Source organism: Hymenobacter pini, from assembly GCF_020421205.1.
GTDB classification, from domain to species: domain Bacteria; phylum Bacteroidota; class Bacteroidia; order Cytophagales; family Hymenobacteraceae; genus Hymenobacter; species Hymenobacter pini.
On the sequence record NZ_JAIZZH010000001.1, the window covers coordinates 256,898 to 272,967 of the forward strand.

Here is a 16,070-nt window from a genome sequence, read left to right on the forward strand (position 1 = left end):
CTGTTAGCTCTGGTTTCGGAAAGAAAGCCACTAGCCGAGAGCCAAAAGCTCATAGCCAAAAATTATCCCTTCCGGAACTGGATGGCGGCCTTCACGAAGCGCACGAACAGCGGGTGCGGGTTCTGCACGGTGCTTTTCAGCTCGGGGTGAAACTGGCCAGCCACAAACCAGGGGTGGTTGGGTAGCTCTACCACTTCTACCAGACCCGTTTCGGGGTTGCGGCCCGAGGCCAGCATGCCGGCTTCCTCGTAGCGCTCCAGGTAGTCGTTGTTGAACTCGTAGCGGTGGCGGTGCCGCTCACTGATGTGGTTGCGGCCGTAGGCTTTGGCCGCTTTCGAGCCCTTGCGCAGCTCACAGTCGTAGGCCCCCAGGCGCATGGTGCCGCCTTTCTGGGTGATGCTCTTCTGCTCCTCCATCATGGCAATAACGGGGTTGGGCGTTTGGGCGTCCATTTCCGTAGAAGAAGCATCTTTCAGGCCCAGCACGTTGCGGGCAAACTCCACCACGGCCACCTGCATGCCCAGGCAAATCCCGAAGAAGGGAATGCCCCGCTCGCGCACGTGCTGCACCGCCAGAATCTTGCCCTCGAAGCCCCGCTCGCCGAAGCCGGGCGCTACCAGCACGCCATCCACGCCGTGCAGCAGCTGGGCTACGTTGTCGGCGTTGATATGGTCCGACTGCACGCTGCGCACGGTCACCTTGCACTCGTTCTGCGCGCCGGCGTGCACGAAGGCCTCGATGATGGATTTGTAGGCATCAGGCAGCTCCACGTATTTGCCTACCAGGGCAATGGTTACTTCCTCGGTGGGGTTTTTCAGGCGGCCCAGGAAATCTTTCCAGGCCTCCAGGTCGGGCTGGGCGGCGCCGCCTTGCAGCTTCAGTTTCTTGATAACCCGCTCGTCTAGGTGCTCCTTCAGCATTAGCAGCGGCACCGAGTAAATGCTGTCGGCGTCGAGGCTCTCGATAACGGAGTTGATGTTCACGTTACAGAACAGCGCAATCTTGCGGCGCATCTCCGTCGGAATCGGGTGCTCGGAGCGGCACACCAGGATGTCGGGCTGCAGGCCGGCGCTGCGCAGGTCGCGTACCGAGTGCTGGGTGGGCTTGGTTTTCAGCTCGCCGGCCGCCTTCAGGTAGGGCAGCAGCGTGAGGTGAATCACGAGGGAGCTGTTTTCGGGCAGTTCCCAGCGCAGCTGCCGCACCGATTCCACGAAGGGCAGGCTTTCAATGTCGCCAATAGAGCCCCCGATTTCGGTAATCACCACATCGAACTGCCCGGTTTGGCCCAGCAGCAGCATGCGGCGCTTAATCTCATCGGTGATGTGCGGAACCACCTGCACGGTTTTGCCCAGGTACGCCCCTTCGCGCTCCTGCCGGATTACGTGGTCGTAGATGCGGCCGGTGGTCACGTTGTTGGCCTGCGAGGTGGGCACGTTCAGGAACCGCTCGTAGTGGCCCAGGTCCAGGTCAGTTTCGGCGCCGTCGTCGGTTACATAACATTCGCCGTGCTCGTAGGGGTTGAGCGTGCCGGGGTCGATGTTGATGTAGGGGTCGAACTTCTGGATGGTGACCCGGAAGCCGCGGGCTTGCAGCAGTTTGGCCAGGGAGGCCGAAATGATGCCTTTGCCCAGCGAGGAGGTAACGCCGCCCGTTACGAAAATGAATTTGGCCGTAGTGGCAGCCGCGGAAGTGGAATTTCGGTCTGGCATAACGGGAAACAAAGGTAGGCTTTATCTCCGGCCGGCCGGGCTTGCATTTGGTTTTCTTTTGACTTAGGGGCGGGTCACGTCCAGCCCAGAGGCAGCAGAGAAGTAAATAACCTAAAAGAAGCGCATCAGGCAGGCCGCAAATTCCTTCTATCTTACAGCCTGAATTATTGCTATTGATATATGAAAAAATGGCAAATTGAGCGAATTTCGACTATCGTATTGGCTCTGGTATTACTCAGTGGGAACAGTCGGGGGCAATCGGTAGTGCTGCGGGGCACAGCCACCACGGTGGAGGGCCGCACGGTACAGGTGGTAGTGAATGACACCATCCGCAAACTATGGCGGGCCGTGCCCGATCAGTCCGTGGTTACTGCGCGCCAAAAGGAATTGGCGGAGCAGGCAGTGCAGAAAACCGAGAATATCAGGGCTGCCGGCCGCTACGTTTTCTCCACTGATTCGGTGGGCAATTTCCAGGTAGAGGTCCAGCTCCGCGACTCTCTGCTATTCTCTTCGTATCGGCACATTCCACAAACGTTTGCAGTGCAGGACTTGCTGCGCCGCTCCCCGGTGCGCATTCAGCTGGCTCCGCAGCCCTGTCAGGAATATGTGCCCTGTCAAGAGAAAACCCCGGCTCACTTCGTATTCATTGGCCGCAAACGTCAGGTAACGCGCGCCCAGGAGCCCTACTACTGCAACCGTTTTTCAATGGACAGCAAGTTCACCGGGCACTACCGGGTGCTTACCAATGTGGTCGGCTCTCTACCCGACTCCATGCTAAAGTTTACGGTTTACGACCACTACGGCTGGCCGGGGTTCAGCCGCTACGAAACGGTATTACTGTTTGTAAGCCGGTACTGCGGGGAGTACATCCACCAGAAGTACACATTCTACCCGCTGTACAAAACGCTTGATGGACGGTGGGCCGCCCCCGTAGAAATAAACGACCTAACGCATCCGATGGCCAAGAGGGCTCCCAAGCCGCGTAAAATCGTATTTGCAGCTCCGGTTGAAATTGACGTAGCCAATTTTGATGCTGACCGGATAAAAGAACTGTACCCTGCCCCATACTACCGAATAGCAAATGGGAAGGCTATTGCTGAGTACGGCAATTTTGTAGATGAGCTGGTGGCAATTCAGCAACAAACCGTGCTGAAAGCCCGGGGCGTTAAACTAAAATAACCCAAGCCATCATTGACTTGGGTTATGATATATAATTCTTTGGGTAGTTGCTCGTGCTGGGCTGGGCGTTACCGTACCTCTGCCGAGCCAATAATTTCCTCTACGGGGCCGGAAGTAGCCAGTTGCAGGCGCAGCGTATCGGCGTCGGCGTCCAGCTGGGGGCGAATCTGGTCGAGGGCCAGGCGCAGGGCCTGCACATCGGAGAGGCGGGCGGCTTTCGACTGGCCGTAGCCGTGGTACATGGCCACGCGCACTTTGCTGCGGCCAGTGCCGGTGTAGGTGCCAATTACCTCGCCTCGGGCGTTAATTATCTGTACTTCAGCCGTTACGTTGGTGCGGTACCACTCCAGGGGCACACCCAGCAGACTCGGCGTCATCAGCGTAAGCATCTGGAAGGCCTGCAGCACGCGGCCGGTGCGCTGTTGCTCGGCCTTGGTGACCATGAATTTGGCGTAGCCGTAGCGCGTAGTGTCATCCTGCGGCTCGGCCAAGTGGTAAGAAAGCTCCTGCCGGAACAGCTTGCTGGCGTCATCAGGATAAGCGCCTTCGCCTTCCTGCAGGCTCAGAGGACCCGGCTCTACCACTGCATCTAGCTTAGGCAAGCGGCCCAGCGCCACGGAGTTGTTGGAGCGCACCGTGCGGTACACGGCCTTTTCCGTCGATTTACAGCTCGTCAACCCCAGAAAACCCAACAGACACAAGAGCGAGGCGTAGCGGTATACCATACAGTATAGAAGATGAAAAGAGAAGCAGCGGTTCAGGAAGAAGTTCAAAAATAACTACGCAGCCAGCAGTATCATACCGCTTTGGTCGTAATTACGAAAAAACTCGGTGAGTAGCCCATAATCAGATGGTTATCAGTACTACGCACTATCTGAAAAAAACATTCCCGCTCCCAAAACAGGAAGCGGGAATCCCAAAAGAGAGAAGTGCCTAGTGGGCGTGGTGGGCCAGCGTGCTATCTGCTTCGGCCAGCTCCTCCACGGGCTCAGGGGCCACGTAGTTGTCGATAAACTCGCCTTCCCAGCGGGCTACTACGGCCGTAGCCAGGCAGTTCCCCATTACGTTTACGGCGGTACGGGCCATGTCCATCAGGGCATCAATTCCCAAAATAATAAACACCGGCCACGAGGGCAGGTTGAACGAGGCCACCGTAGCCAGCAGAATTACCAGCGAGGCCCGGGGCACACCTGCCACCCCTTTCGAGGTGAGCATGAGCGTAAACACCATCACCAACTGCTGCCCAAAGGTCAGGTCAACGCCGGCGGCCTGGGCCACGAAAATGGCGGCCAGTGACAGGTAGAGCGTGGTACCATCGAGGTTGAAGGAGTAGCCCGTGGGCATCACAAAAGCCACAATCCGGCGCGGTACGCCAATGCTTTCCATGGCTTCCATGGCCCGGGGCAGAGCCGCTTCCGAGGAAGTGGTGGCAAAGGCAATGCTCACCGGCTCGGCAATGGCCTGCACAAAGCGCTTGAGCGGAATACGGGCCAGCAGCGCAATGGGCACCAGAATGAGCAGCACGAAGGCAATGAGGGCGCCGTACAGGGTGAGCAGCAGCTTAAAGGCGTTCAGCAGCGGGGCAAAGCCCATTTTGCCCACCGTGTAGGCCAACGCGCCACCTACGCCCAGCGGGGCGAAGAACATAACCACGTTGGTGAACTTGAACATTACCTCCGAGAGGCTTTCCGTCCACTGCAGCATGGGCTGGCGGTGCTTCTGGTGCACCATGGCCAGGCCAATGGCGAAGATGATGGCAAATACCACTACCTGTAGCACTTGCCCCTCGGCCACTGATTTGGCAATGTTTTCGGGGAAGATGTGTAGGATGATATCGGCGGTGGTTTGCTTGACGGTTTGCAGCTGCTCCGTGTCGGCGGCAATGCCGCTGCGGTCCACACCTTCGCCGGCCCGGCTCAGGTTGATGGCCGCCAGCCCGATGAACAGGGCAAACGTGGTAACTACCTCAAAGTATACCAGCGCCTTCAGGCCCATTTTGCCCACTTTCTTGAGGTCGGCGTGGCCGGCAATACCCACTACCAGCGTGGCGAATACCAGCGGGGCAATGATGGTTTTCACCAGCCGCAGGAATACGTCGCTGAGCACTTTCAGCTCTACGGCCTGCTTCGGGAAATCGTGGCCGATTTCAGCCCCTACCAGCATACTCACCACAATCCAGAAGGTGATGGAGCGGCGCTTGGCCGCCAGGAAGACAATGCCGGCCAAAGCCAGCCACCGCACAACCAGGGCCACCATGGGGTCGAGGGCGGGGGGCGTTTGGGCCGCCAGTACGGTGAGTACCGCCGCTACCAGAAACAGAATAAGTACAACAAGCGAGAGTCGCGAAAACTTCATGCGCGGCAATTCAGGAAAGAAAAACAGTGGGAACCGGACAAAGATAGGTTTCTGATGGCTGAGAACTGTGCCCGATGGTGTAGCTTGGCTTAGTGGTTGGCAAATTTTCCGCTTGGCTGGGCTTGGCGGGTGCCTTGCCGCCGCGTATTTCTGCTCTATCCAGTCCTCTCCATGCTCACTTGGTCCCTCACGCTGCTGCAACTGCCCCTGCGCTACACCTGGAAAATCTCCCGTAACTCCTCCACGTTCAAAACCAACCTGCTGCTGCGGGTGGAAGGCCGGGGCCTGCAGGGCCGGGGCGAGGCTGCCCCCAACGTGCGCTACGGCGAAACGCCCGAGGGCCTGGAGCAGGAATTTGCGCAGCTGCAGGCGGCGGGCCTGGGCCAGTGCGAAACCATAGCGGAGCTAACAGCCTTCCTGCAACAGCATCAGCCATCCCATGCCCTGCGGTTTGCGCTGGAATCGGCGTTTGTGCACTGGGAAGCCGCCCGGGTGGGCCAAACGGTGCCGCAGTGGCTGGGCGTGCCCGCGCCTGCTGCGGCCGTGGGCACGGCGGCCACGCTGCCCATCATGGAGCCCGGGGAGGTAGCCGGGTTTCTGGAAGCCCAGCAGCTAAGCCGCTTTCCGCTGCTGAAGGTGAAGGTAAACCGGGAAGGAGCCGTAGACCTGCTGCGGGAGGTAACGCGCCTGCTGCCCGGCCACCCGCTGATTGTGGACGGCAACGAAGCCTGGACCGATGCCGACAGCCTGCGGCAGAGCTGGGAACAGATACTGGCGCTGTCGGGCCTGAACGTACGCCTGCTGGAGCAGCCCCTGCCCGCCACCTGCGCCGCCGACTACCGCGCCCTGAAAGGGCAGCTGCAGTGCCCGGTTTTCGCCGATGAGTCGGTAACCGACGAAGCTGACTTCGCTGACATAGCCCGACAGTTTGATGGGGTGAACATGAAGCTGATGAAGGCCGGGGGCTACCTCAACGGCCTGCGGATTCTGCGGGAAACCCGGACCCACGGCCTGCAAACCATGTTGGGCTGCATGGTGGAAACCTCGCTGGGTATCCGGTCGGCGGTGCAGCTGAGTGCCCTGGCCGACGTGTGCGACCTGGACGGCATCATTATCGTGCGGGACGAGCCGTTTGGGCTGGTGCACGAGCGGGAGGGGATGTTGGTGGAAGGCCCCGCACGCTTATAAAAATCACTGGGAAATAAGAAGAGCCCGTTCCCCTCAGCTGAGGGGAACGGGCTCTTTCACTGTTGTGCTACCTTTCGGGGCGTGAGTGGCTACTTCAGCTCCTGCACCCAGATGTTGCGGAAGCTGAGCGGCGCGCTCGGGTCGCCGTGCGACTGGAGTTTGATGGGAGAAGGGCCGTGGGCTTCGTACTGGGGCGGGCCGATGTAGCGGGTGGGGCCGGCCAGGACTACGTTCTTCTGCACCGTTACGCCGTTGAACTCCACCGTTACGCGGGCCGGGGTGTTCAGCGTACCATCGGCTTTGAATGTGGGGGCCGTCCACCACACGTCGTACGACTGCCACTCGCCAGGCTTGCGGCCGGGGTTGGCCAGCGGGATGCGCTGCTTGTAGATGCTGCCCGCCATGCCGTTCACGTAAGTGGGGTTCTGGTAAGGGTCGAGGATTTGCAGCTCGTAGCCTAAGTCGCCTTTGCCCAGGGAGGCCAGGAACAGGCCGCTGTTGCCGCGCAGCTGGCCCTGGCCGGTAATATCGGCCGGTACGCGCCACTCCAGGTGCAGGCGGTAGTTGGTGAAGGTACGCTTAGTCTCGATGTTGCCCTTGGGCTTGTCCACCGTCAGCAGACCATTGGCAACGTTCCACTGCGCCGGCTGGGTGCGGTCATCGGCCGATACCCACTCGTTCAGATTCTTTCCATCAAACAGTACAATGGCCTTGGCAGGCGGTGGGGTCGTTTTCAGCTTGCCCGCTACCACTTTGGGCTCGGGCTTCCAGACCTCGGTGTCTTCCGGTTTACCGGCTTGTTGCGCACAGGCGGCCGCGGAAATACTGAGTAAAGCGGCAGTCAGAAGCGGGAATTTCATAGGATGGAAGGTTGAGCTGGTACAAAAGCACAGCGGCTTTAAGTTCTCTTGTCATTCCAAACGAAGGGAGGAATCCGGGTTTCTCGTTAGGAGGTCAACCCAGATTCCTCCCTTTGTTCGGAATGACAACTAGTGAAAATCGGGCCAAACCACACTACACGTCGCAGAGCTGCACGGCCTGGCGCAGAGAGGCCAGCTTGTCGGCCTGCTTCGGGATGAACTCCTGGGCCACGTAGCCCTTGAAGCCGGTGGCCTGGATGGCACGCATGATGGCGGGGTAGTTCAGCTCCTGCGCGTCGTTGAGCTCGTGGCGGCCGGGTACGCCGGCGGTGTGGTAGTGCGCAATATAAGGATGGTGCTCGGTGAGGGTGCGGATAACGTCGCCCTCGTCAATCTGCATGTGGTAGATGTCGTAGAGCAACTTGAAATGCTCGGAGCCCAGGCGCTTGGCCAGCTCCACGCCCCAGGCCGTCCGGTCGCACTGGTAGTCTTTGTGGTCGATTTTGCTGTTGAGTAGCTCCATTACCAGCACCACGCTGTGCTGTTCGGCCAGCTTCATCAGGGGCTTCAGCCCAGCCACGCAGTTCGTCCAGCCCTGCTCGTCCGTTTTGCCCCGGCGGTTGCCGCTGAAGCAAATCAGGTTGCGGTAGCCGGCCTTGGCTACCAGCGGAATCATTTCGGCGTATTGTTTTTGCAGGCGGGCGTGAAACTGCGGGTCGTTGAAGCCGTCGACGAGGTTGATTTCCGCGCCGTTGCACATGGGCGAATCCAGTCCGTACTTCTTCAGCGTGGGCCATTCCTGGGGGCCCACCAGGTCAATGCCCTTGATGCCCATTTCCTTGGCGGCGGCGCACAGCTGCTCCAGCGACAAATCAGAAAAGCACCAGCGGCACACCGATTGGCGGATGTTTCCTTTGAGGGCAGCAGGCATGGTAGTCAGGGTTTCAACGGGTGCGGCGGCCCCACTTAGGCCAATGGTGCCCACGGCGGCGGTAGTAGTCAGCAGCCCTTTCAGGGCAGCGCGGCGGTTCCAGGTGGTGGCCATAAACTCAAATGTATAGGCTGAGCCGAAGGCCCAGCATGCAAAGGCGGATTAGTTGGCGTTGGCCAGGCGTGGAGCAGCGTCAGCGTCGGCCGTTTCGGTAGAAGCAGGAGCGGTGTTACGCTCCTTGAACAGCAGCAGAAACAGCACCAGCACGGCAGCGGCAATACCGGCCGGAATCAGCCAGATCATGCGCCAATCGTGGGCCCCGGCAGCCAGTTGATACTGGTCGAAGATGCGACCCGAGAGCAGGGTGCCGATCAGCATACCAACACCATAGGTAGCCAGCGTGATAAAGCCCTGGGCGGAGCTTTTGAACTGTTCCCCGGCCAGGTTGTCGGTGTAAATCTGGCCGGTTACGAAGAAGAAATCGTAGCAGATGCCGTGCAGCACAATGCCCGCAATCAGCAGCAAATAGCCGCTTTCGGCATTGCCATAGGCGAAGCACACGTAGCGCAGTACCCAGGCGGCCATGCCAATTGCCAGCATCTTCTTCACGCCTAGCTTGCTGAAAAACAGCGGAATGGCCAGCATAAACAGCAGCTCCGAAACCTGCCCCAGGCTCTGTACACCGGCGGCGGCCTTCATACCTACTTCGTTGAGGAAGGGGTTGGTGAAGCCGTAGTAGAATGCCAGCGGAATGCAGATGGCAATGGAAGCCAGGAAAAACGTGAGGTAGGAGCGGTTCTTCAGCATCCCAATGGCATCCAGCCCCAGCAAATCCCCCACGGAGCTGGACTGGCCCTTCTTCACCGGCGGTGTGGCCGGGAGCGTGAAGCTGAACAGGCCCAGCAGGGCTGAAGCCCCGGCCGCCATCAGGAAGGTAAGCTGCAGGCTGTTGCTCTGCTCCCAGTTCAGCCACCCAATGGTGAGGCCGGCCACGATCCAGCCCAGCGTGCCCAGCACCCGGATGGGGGCAAACTCCTTCTGCGGGTTCTGCATCTGCCGGAACGCAATGGAGTTTACCAGGGCCAGCGTGGGCATGTACAGAATCATGTAGGTGAGGATGCTGGGGTAGAAGCTGCCGAAATCTGGCGCCTGAGAGGCGCGCCACAACAGCACCGCCCCAGCGAGATGCAGCACGCCCAGAATCTTCTGGGCCGAGAAAAACCGGTCGGCAATGAGCCCCACAATGAACGGCGCCACAATGGCCCCAATGGACTGCGTGAGAAACGCCACGCCCACCTGCGTGCCCGAGGCCCCCAGGTTGCGCAGCAAATACGTGCCCAGCGTGACAAACCACGCGCCCCAGATGAAGAACTCCAGGAACATCATAAGGGACAGTTTTACCCGGATTGTAGAAGTCATGAGCAGGTGGGAAGTGGGATTGGGAATTAGGGTTTCAATAGAACGTCATTCCGAGCGAAGCGAAGCATCTCGCGTGCTGATGTTGTGGTAGTAATCCATCGAAGCGGTAGAGATGCTTCGACAAGCTCAGCATGACAGTTAGCTTGGCAACGTCAGCATGCGAGATGCTTCGCTGCGCTCAGCATGACGTGCTGCTGGGTGCGGAATGACAGTTATTTTACTTCAGGCTGAGAATGTAGCGGGTCATTTCCTCGGCGTCTTTCTGAGAGAGGCCGGGGTGGGGTGTCATGGCCACGTCGCCCCAGTTGCCGCTGCCGCCCGAAATAATTTTCTTGGCCAGCATGGTCACGTTGGCGGGCGTGTTGGGGTATTTGGCGGCTACATCCTTGTAGGCCGGGCCCAGCAGCTTTTCATTGTCGCGGTGGCAGGTGGTGCAGTCGGAGCCGGCAATGAGTTTGGCACCCGTTTCGGCGGGCGTGCCGGTGGGGGTGGTGCCGATTTTAGTGGCGCTGGTATCTACCTGGGGCTGCCGGGCTACGGCGCTAACGTTGGCGCCGATGGTGCTGTCCTGGGCCGTGGCGGCCTCATCGGCCAGGGTATAGGTTTCCTTGGCGGCGGCCTTATCGGATTCAGAGCCGCAGGAAGCCAGGCCAGCGCAAAGGGAGAGGAGCAGAAGAGCGTTTTTCATGGGTGGTTCGGAAAGTTAGAGGCCGAGCAGGCCGTGGTTGCGGGCCGCGTCGATGCCAGAGGCGGCAAAGTCGTCGAAGGCCTTATCAGTGACGCGGATGATGTGGTTCTGAATGAAGGGCGCGCCTTCGCGGGCTCCATCCTCGGGGTGTTTGAGGGCGCATTCCCACTCCAGCACGGCCCAGCCGGGGTAGTCGTACTGGGTGAGTTTGCTGAAAACGGCGTTGAAATCTACCTGCCCATCACCGAGGGAGCGGAAGCGGCCGGCACGGTCTACCCAGTTCTGGTAGCCCCCGTACACGCCTTGGCGGCCCGTGGGGTTGAACTCGGCATCCTTCACGTGGAAGGCCCGAATCCGCTCGTGGTAAATGTCGATGTACGCCAAGTAATCCAGGCACTGCAGCACAAAGTGGGAGGGGTCGTAGAGCAGGCAGGCCCGGGGGTGCTGGCCGACTTTCTCCAGAAATAGTTCGTAGGTCACCCCGTCGTGCAGGTCCTCGCCGGGGTGAATTTCGTAGCACACATCCACGCCGCACTCATCAAACACGTCCAGGATAGGCCGCCAGCGGCGGGCCAACTCGTCAAAGCCGGTTTCTACGAGGCCGGCCGGGCGCTGGGGCCAGGGGTACACGTAGGGCCAGAGCAAGGCCCCGCTAAACGTGGCGTGGGCCGTGAGGCCCAAGCGTTGCGAGGCTTGGGCCGCATATTTCAGCTGCTGCACCGCCCACTGCTGCCGGGCGGTGGGGTTGCCGCGCACGGCTTCGGGTGCAAAACCATCAAACAGCTGGTCGTACACGGGGTTTACGGCCACCAGCTGGCCCTGCAAGTGCGTGGATAGCTCGGTAATTTCCAAGCCAGCCGCCTGTACCGTGCCGCGCACTTCATCGGCGTAGGTCTGGCTTTCGGCGGCCAGTTGCAGGTTAATAAAGCGGGGGTCCAGGGTCGGGAGCTGTACGCCCTTGTAGCCAAGTCCCGCCGCCCACTGGCAGATGCTGGCGAGGCTATTGAAGGGGGCCTGGTCGCCGATGAACTGGGCCAGAAATATGCCGGGTCCTTTGATTGTTTTCATTGTTAGAGCTTAGAGCCAAGAACGTAGAGCTTAGAAAGTAGGCCTTTTCGGTTGAACGGAAGCTGAGTTCTACGTTCTAGGTTCTAAGCTCTCAGAAGCCGGAAAGTCCGTCCATTTCTGCTCGGAGCGGCCCGAGGCAATGACGGTTTCGATGAAGGCCATGCCCCGCACGCCGTCCTCAATACCGGGATAATCCTGGGCTTCGGGCGGGGCGGGGTGGCCGGTTTGCTCGGCCAGCAGGGTCAGGGCGAAATTGCGGTAGAGGTTGGCAAAGGCTTCGAGGTAGCCCTCAGGGTGGCCGGCCGGAATGCGGCTGTTGTGGCGGGCGGCGGCGCTGAGGTAGCCCGCGCCCGTGCGCCGGATTTCAGTGGGCCGGTCCAACCACTTTACCAGCAGCGTGTTGGCATCGGCTTGTTGCCAGTCGAGGCCCCCTTTTTCTCCGTAGAGGCGCAGGCGCAGGTTGTTTTCCTCACCGGCCGCTACCTGGGTAGCCACCAGCACCCCGCTGGCCTCGCCCGTCAGGCGCAGCAGCACCGCCCCGTCATCATCCAATTGGCGGCCGGGTACTACGGTATTGATGTCGGCGCAGAGTTGGGTAGCCTGCAGGCCGCTCACGTATTCCAGCAGGTTGAAGGCGTGGGTGCCAATGTCGCCCATGGCCCCGGCCACGCCGCTGCGGGCGGGGTCGGTGCGCCAGGCAGCCTGCTTGTTGTTGCCGCCTTCCTCAAAGGCGCTCAGCCAGCCTTGCGGGTACTCCACGTACACTTTCCGGATGGCACCCAACACTCCAGACGCTACCAAATGGCGAGCTTCTTTGAGCATGGGATAACCCGTATAGGTGTGGGTGAGGCAGAGCTTGCGGCCGGTAGCTTGCACCACCTGCTGCAGTTCCCGGGCCTCGGCCAAAGAAAACGTCATCGGCTTATCCAGCACCACATCAAAGCCATTCTCCAGGGCCAGCTTAGCCGGCTCGAAGTGCAAATGGTTGGGCGTAACGATGCTGATAACCTGCACCCGCTCACCCGCTGGCCGGCTGGCTTCCTGCGCAATTAACTCCTGGTAGGAGCCGTATACCCGCTCGGGAGCCAGGCCCAACTCCTGACCGGTGGCCCGGGAGGTTTCGGGGTTGCTGCTGAAGGCGCCGGCGGTTAGCTCGTACAGGCCATCCAGGGCGGCTGCCATGCGGTGCACCGCCCCGATAAATGCGCCCTGCCCCCCGCCAATCATGCCCAGTCGTAGTTTCATTCAGTTGCTTTTCAGTTTCTAGTTTCTAGTTTCTGGTTGTCCGTTGTTGGGTTTTAGTATAATTCTGATTGCCAGCAACTAGAAACCAGTAACCAGAAACTAGAAACTCAACAACTTAGGTAGCCCAGGCCCGGTCGCCCTTCTTGTAGGGGATGCAGCCGTCGTACTTGCCGGGAACGGGCAGGTAGCGCAGGGCCTTGGTGGCCCCTACTTCGGAGGTGAAGTAGCCCAGCAGCGTCAGCTCCTTAATCATCCGGAAGTAGTGGTTGGGCTGCTCCGGCGTTTTGGTTTTGGCGTAGTTTTTCTGCTCGGCATCCAGGGCCGTGAGCAGGGCCGTGCGCTGGGTGGCGTCCAGCTCCATAAAGCCTTTGCTGTACTTCTGCTTGGCGGCGTCCTCCAGCTTGGTCAAACCCTGCTTGAAAATCTGCTGGTCGGCGGGCTTGTAACAGTCACGCACCATCACGGCCATAAAGCTGCCCACGTCGGCAGCCTTCGCGCCGGGCGACTTCGTGGTGGGCAAAATCGTGTCACCCACCTCGTTCAGATAGGCCACCTGCTCGGCATTCAGTACCGGCGGGAGCTCCTTGGGGGCAGTGGCGGTGGGTTTCTGGGCTTTGGTTTTCTCCTCACTGGGGGAGGAGCAGCTGCTCAGGAAATAGTCGCCCCCGATAACGGCTCCGCCCATCAGCAGAGCTACGCGGGCCAGGGCATCACGTCTGTTCATCGTCAAAAAGGGGTTACACGTTCTGTTTTTTCAACTCGCTCACGGCGTGGTCCACGGCCCGGGCCGTGAGGGCCAGGTAGGTGAGAGAGGGGTTCTGGCAGGCCGCCGAGGTCATGGCGGCTCCGTCGGTTACGTACACGTTGGGAGCATCCCACACCTGGTTGTGCTGGTTGAGCACCGAGGTTTTCGGGTCGCGGCCCATGCGGGCGGTGCCCATTTCGTGGATGCCGCCGCCCAGGTTGTAGCCGCTGTTGTAAGTGCGCACGTTTTTCAGGCCGGCTTTTTCCAGCATTTCCTGCGCGTCGTTCATCATGTCGATGCGCATTTTCTGCTCGTTGTCCCGAATGGTGGCGTCGATGGCCAGTACCGGCAGGCCCCACTTGTCCTTTTTATCCTTGTCGAGGTAGGCGCGGTTGTCGTGGTAGGGCAGGGTCTCGCCGAAAGCCCCCAGGCCCATCGTCCAGCCGCCCGGCTCGGTCAGGGCGTCCTTGAAGTCGCCGCCAATGCTCATTTCGGCAATGTCGCGGCCCCAGCCTTCCCGGCCCGCGCCGCCCTGGTAGCCGAAGCCCCGAATGTAGTCGCGCTTATCCCCGAACAGGTTGCGGTAGCGGGGCACGTAAATGCCGTTGGCGCGGCGGCCGTAGGTGTATTTGTCCTCGTAGCCGGGCATTTCGCCGTGGGCTCCCACCCGGAAGTGGTGGTCCATGAGGTTGTGGCCCAACTCCCCGCTGCTACTGCCCAGGCCCTCGGGCCACACGTCGGTAGCCGAGTTCATGAGTACCCAGGCTGAGTTCAGGGCCGAGGCGTTCAGAAACACGATTTTGGCGAAGTACTCGTAGGTCTGGTTGGTTTCCGCGTCCAGCACCTCTACGCCCTTGGCCCGCTTGGTGTCCTTGTCGTAGAGGATTTTGGTAACGATGGAAAACGGCCGCAGCGTGAGGTTGCCGGTAGCCATAGCCGCCGGCAGCGTAGCCGATTGCGTGCTGAAATAGGCCCCAAACGGGCAACCCAACCAGCACTTGTTGCGGTACTGGCAGTTTACGCGGTTGTTGTGGGGGCGGGTGATGTTGGCCGTGCGGCCAATCACCATGTGGCGGTCCTTATAGTTTTTGCGGATGCGGGAGGCCACGTCCTTTTCCACGCAGTTCATCTCCATGGGCGGCATAAACTCGCCGTCGGGGAGCTGGGGCAGGCCGTCCCGGTTGCCGCTGATGCCCGCAAACTTCTCGGCGTGGCTGTACCAGGGGGCCAGGTCTTTGTAGCGGATGGGCCAGTCCACGGCAATGCCGTCCTTGGCGTTGGCCTCAAAGTCGTACTCGCTCCAGCGGTAGCTCTGCCGGCCCCACATCAGGGAGCGGCCGCCCACCTGGTAGCCCCGGAACCAGTCGAAGGGCTTCACCTCCACGTAGGGGCTTTCCTTCTCCTTCACCCAGAAATCCAGGTTGCTCTCGTTCAGGGTGTAGTCCCGGCTCAGCACCGGGTAGTCCTTAATCATCTGCTCGGTTTTGCCGCCCCGGTGCGCGAATTCCCAGGGGTTCTTGTTGGCATTCACGTAGTCCTTGATGTGCTCTACGTTGCGGCCCCGCTCCAGCATGATGGTTTTCAGGCCCTTTTCGGTTAGCTCCTTGGCCGCCATGCCGCCCGAAATGCCGGACCCGATGACAATGGCATCATAGGTATTCTTTTCCATGTCGAAAGAAGTTTCTGGATGAAAGTTTCTAGTTGCTTGTTTCTGGTTTCCAGTTGTTTGGCTTATCCTTTGAAGCCGCGTTATCAACTAAAAACCAGAAACAAGCAACCAGAAACTATATCAGGTTGCGCTTGATGTGGGAAATACTCTGCTGAATGCTGTCGAAAGGGGAGCCGGGCGTCTGGTCCTGCTCCACGAAGTAGTACTTCATGCCCGCCAGCTTGGCCTGGGCGAAAATGCGCTTGAAGTCGATGGTTCCGTTGCCAACCTCCGTGAAGCTGCGCTGGGGCGTTTTGTCCATGTCCTTCACGTGCCAGAGCGGGAAGCGGCCGGGGTTTTTCTTGAACAACTCCACCGGGTCGTGGCCGGCTTTGGTGGCCCAGTACAGGTCCAGCTCCATCTGCACCAGGTTTTTGTCGGTTTCCTTGAGCAGGATGTCGTAGGGCAGCTTGCCGTTCTGGGCCGCAAACTCGAAGTCGTGGTTATGGTAGGCCATCTGAATACCGGCCTTTTTGCACCGCTCCCCGGCCTTGTTCAGGCGCTCGGCCAGCAGCTTGTAGTGGTCCAGGTTGCCCCGCTCCGAATCCAGTAAGTAAGCGCACACCATATACTTGATGCCTACCTGCGCGGCGTCGTCCACGGCCTTATCCCAGCCGTGCAGGATGGTGCCCTGGGTGGCCTGGCCGTTGTTTTCCTGCTCGCCCAGCAAGTAGTGGCTGCTGGGCATGATGAGGCCGTTCTGCTTCAATAGCTTGGCAAAAGCGGCCGGCTCCATACCGTAGAACTTCTGGTTACCGGTGTAGGTAGCACCCTCCACCGAGTTGTAGCCCAGCTTGGCTACCCGGGCCAGCGCGGCAGCCGGGTCCTGCTGCATAGCGTCACGCACGGTATACAGCTGCAGGCCAATAGTTGAGGGCGACTTTGCCAGCAGGGACGGGGCCGCCAACACGCCTGCCGAAAGCAGGGCGGCGGACTTTACAAAGGCACGACGGGAAGTCATAGAGCTAATAAGAG

The 16,070-nt window shown here is 60.0% G+C and carries 14 protein-coding genes; 2 read left to right on the plus strand and 12 right to left on the minus strand.

Annotated elements, in window-relative coordinates:
* Positions 1-62: 62 nt before the first annotated feature.
* A complete protein-coding gene (locus LF252_RS01130) occupies positions 63-1,709 on the minus strand; it encodes a CTP synthase (protein WP_226266409.1) in 1,647 nt (548 codons plus the stop codon).
* A gap of 180 nt (positions 1,710-1,889) precedes the next feature.
* On the opposite strand from LF252_RS01130, the gene LF252_RS01135 reads away from it, so the two are divergent.
* Complete coding sequence (locus LF252_RS01135; RefSeq protein ID WP_226266411.1) at positions 1,890-2,888, plus strand: hypothetical protein; 999 nt, start codon at positions 1,890-1,892, stop codon at positions 2,886-2,888.
* A gap of 68 nt (positions 2,889-2,956) precedes the next feature.
* Here the strand turns inward: LF252_RS01135 and LF252_RS01140 are convergent, their stop codons facing one another.
* Positions 2,957-3,613, minus strand: coding sequence for a hypothetical protein (locus LF252_RS01140; RefSeq protein ID WP_226266413.1), 657 nt, complete (start codon positions 3,611-3,613; stop codon positions 2,957-2,959).
* A 208-nt stretch (positions 3,614-3,821) separates the two neighbouring features.
* Positions 3,822-5,243, minus strand: a complete 1,422-nt coding sequence (locus LF252_RS01145; protein ID WP_226266414.1) for a dicarboxylate/amino acid:cation symporter — start codon at positions 5,241-5,243, stop codon at positions 3,822-3,824.
* A 171-nt stretch (positions 5,244-5,414) separates the two neighbouring features.
* Between LF252_RS01145 and LF252_RS01150 the strand changes: the two genes are divergently transcribed.
* Entirely contained in the window at positions 5,415-6,431 is a 1,017-nt protein-coding gene (locus LF252_RS01150; protein ID WP_226266416.1) for a dipeptide epimerase, read from the plus strand.
* A gap of 89 nt (positions 6,432-6,520) precedes the next feature.
* On the opposite strand, the gene LF252_RS01155 is transcribed toward LF252_RS01150, so the two are convergent.
* The 9 genes from LF252_RS01155 to LF252_RS01195 all read right to left on the minus strand — a co-directional run bounded on the left by LF252_RS01155 (position 6,521) and on the right by LF252_RS01195 (position 16,056).
* A complete protein-coding gene (locus LF252_RS01155) occupies positions 6,521-7,291 on the minus strand; it encodes a 3-keto-disaccharide hydrolase (protein WP_226266426.1) in 771 nt (256 codons plus the stop codon).
* A gap of 154 nt (positions 7,292-7,445) precedes the next feature.
* Positions 7,446-8,336 (minus strand): hydroxypyruvate isomerase family protein, encoded by an 891-nt coding sequence (locus LF252_RS01160; RefSeq protein ID WP_226266428.1) that lies wholly within the window; start codon positions 8,334-8,336, stop codon positions 7,446-7,448.
* 48 nt (positions 8,337-8,384) lie between these two features.
* Positions 8,385-9,641 carry a nucleoside permease gene (locus tag LF252_RS01165; protein ID WP_226266430.1) on the minus strand — a complete coding sequence of 419 codons (1,257 nt, stop codon included), beginning with the start codon at positions 9,639-9,641 and terminating at the stop codon, positions 8,385-8,387.
* A 217-nt stretch (positions 9,642-9,858) separates the two neighbouring features.
* The gene (locus tag LF252_RS01170) at positions 9,859-10,329 is read right to left on the minus strand and encodes a c-type cytochrome (protein ID WP_226266432.1); all 471 of its coding nucleotides are present in this window, start codon (positions 10,327-10,329) and stop codon (positions 9,859-9,861) included.
* Between the two features lie 15 nt (positions 10,330-10,344).
* A complete protein-coding gene (locus tag LF252_RS01175) occupies positions 10,345-11,397 on the minus strand; it encodes a sugar phosphate isomerase/epimerase family protein (RefSeq protein ID WP_226266434.1) in 1,053 nt (350 codons plus the stop codon).
* A 69-nt stretch (positions 11,398-11,466) separates the two neighbouring features.
* The gene (locus tag LF252_RS01180) at positions 11,467-12,642 is read right to left on the minus strand and encodes a Gfo/Idh/MocA family protein (protein WP_226266436.1); all 1,176 of its coding nucleotides are present in this window, start codon (positions 12,640-12,642) and stop codon (positions 11,467-11,469) included.
* A 115-nt stretch (positions 12,643-12,757) separates the two neighbouring features.
* Positions 12,758-13,366, minus strand: coding sequence for a gluconate 2-dehydrogenase subunit 3 family protein (locus LF252_RS01185; RefSeq protein ID WP_226266438.1), 609 nt, complete (start codon positions 13,364-13,366; stop codon positions 12,758-12,760).
* A gap of 13 nt (positions 13,367-13,379) precedes the next feature.
* The gene (locus LF252_RS01190; protein WP_226266439.1) at positions 13,380-15,056 is read right to left on the minus strand and encodes a GMC oxidoreductase; all 1,677 of its coding nucleotides are present in this window, start codon (positions 15,054-15,056) and stop codon (positions 13,380-13,382) included.
* A gap of 115 nt (positions 15,057-15,171) precedes the next feature.
* Complete coding sequence (locus tag LF252_RS01195) at positions 15,172-16,056, minus strand: sugar phosphate isomerase/epimerase family protein (protein WP_226266441.1); 885 nt, start codon at positions 16,054-16,056, stop codon at positions 15,172-15,174.
* Positions 16,057-16,070: the final 14 nt, after the last annotated feature.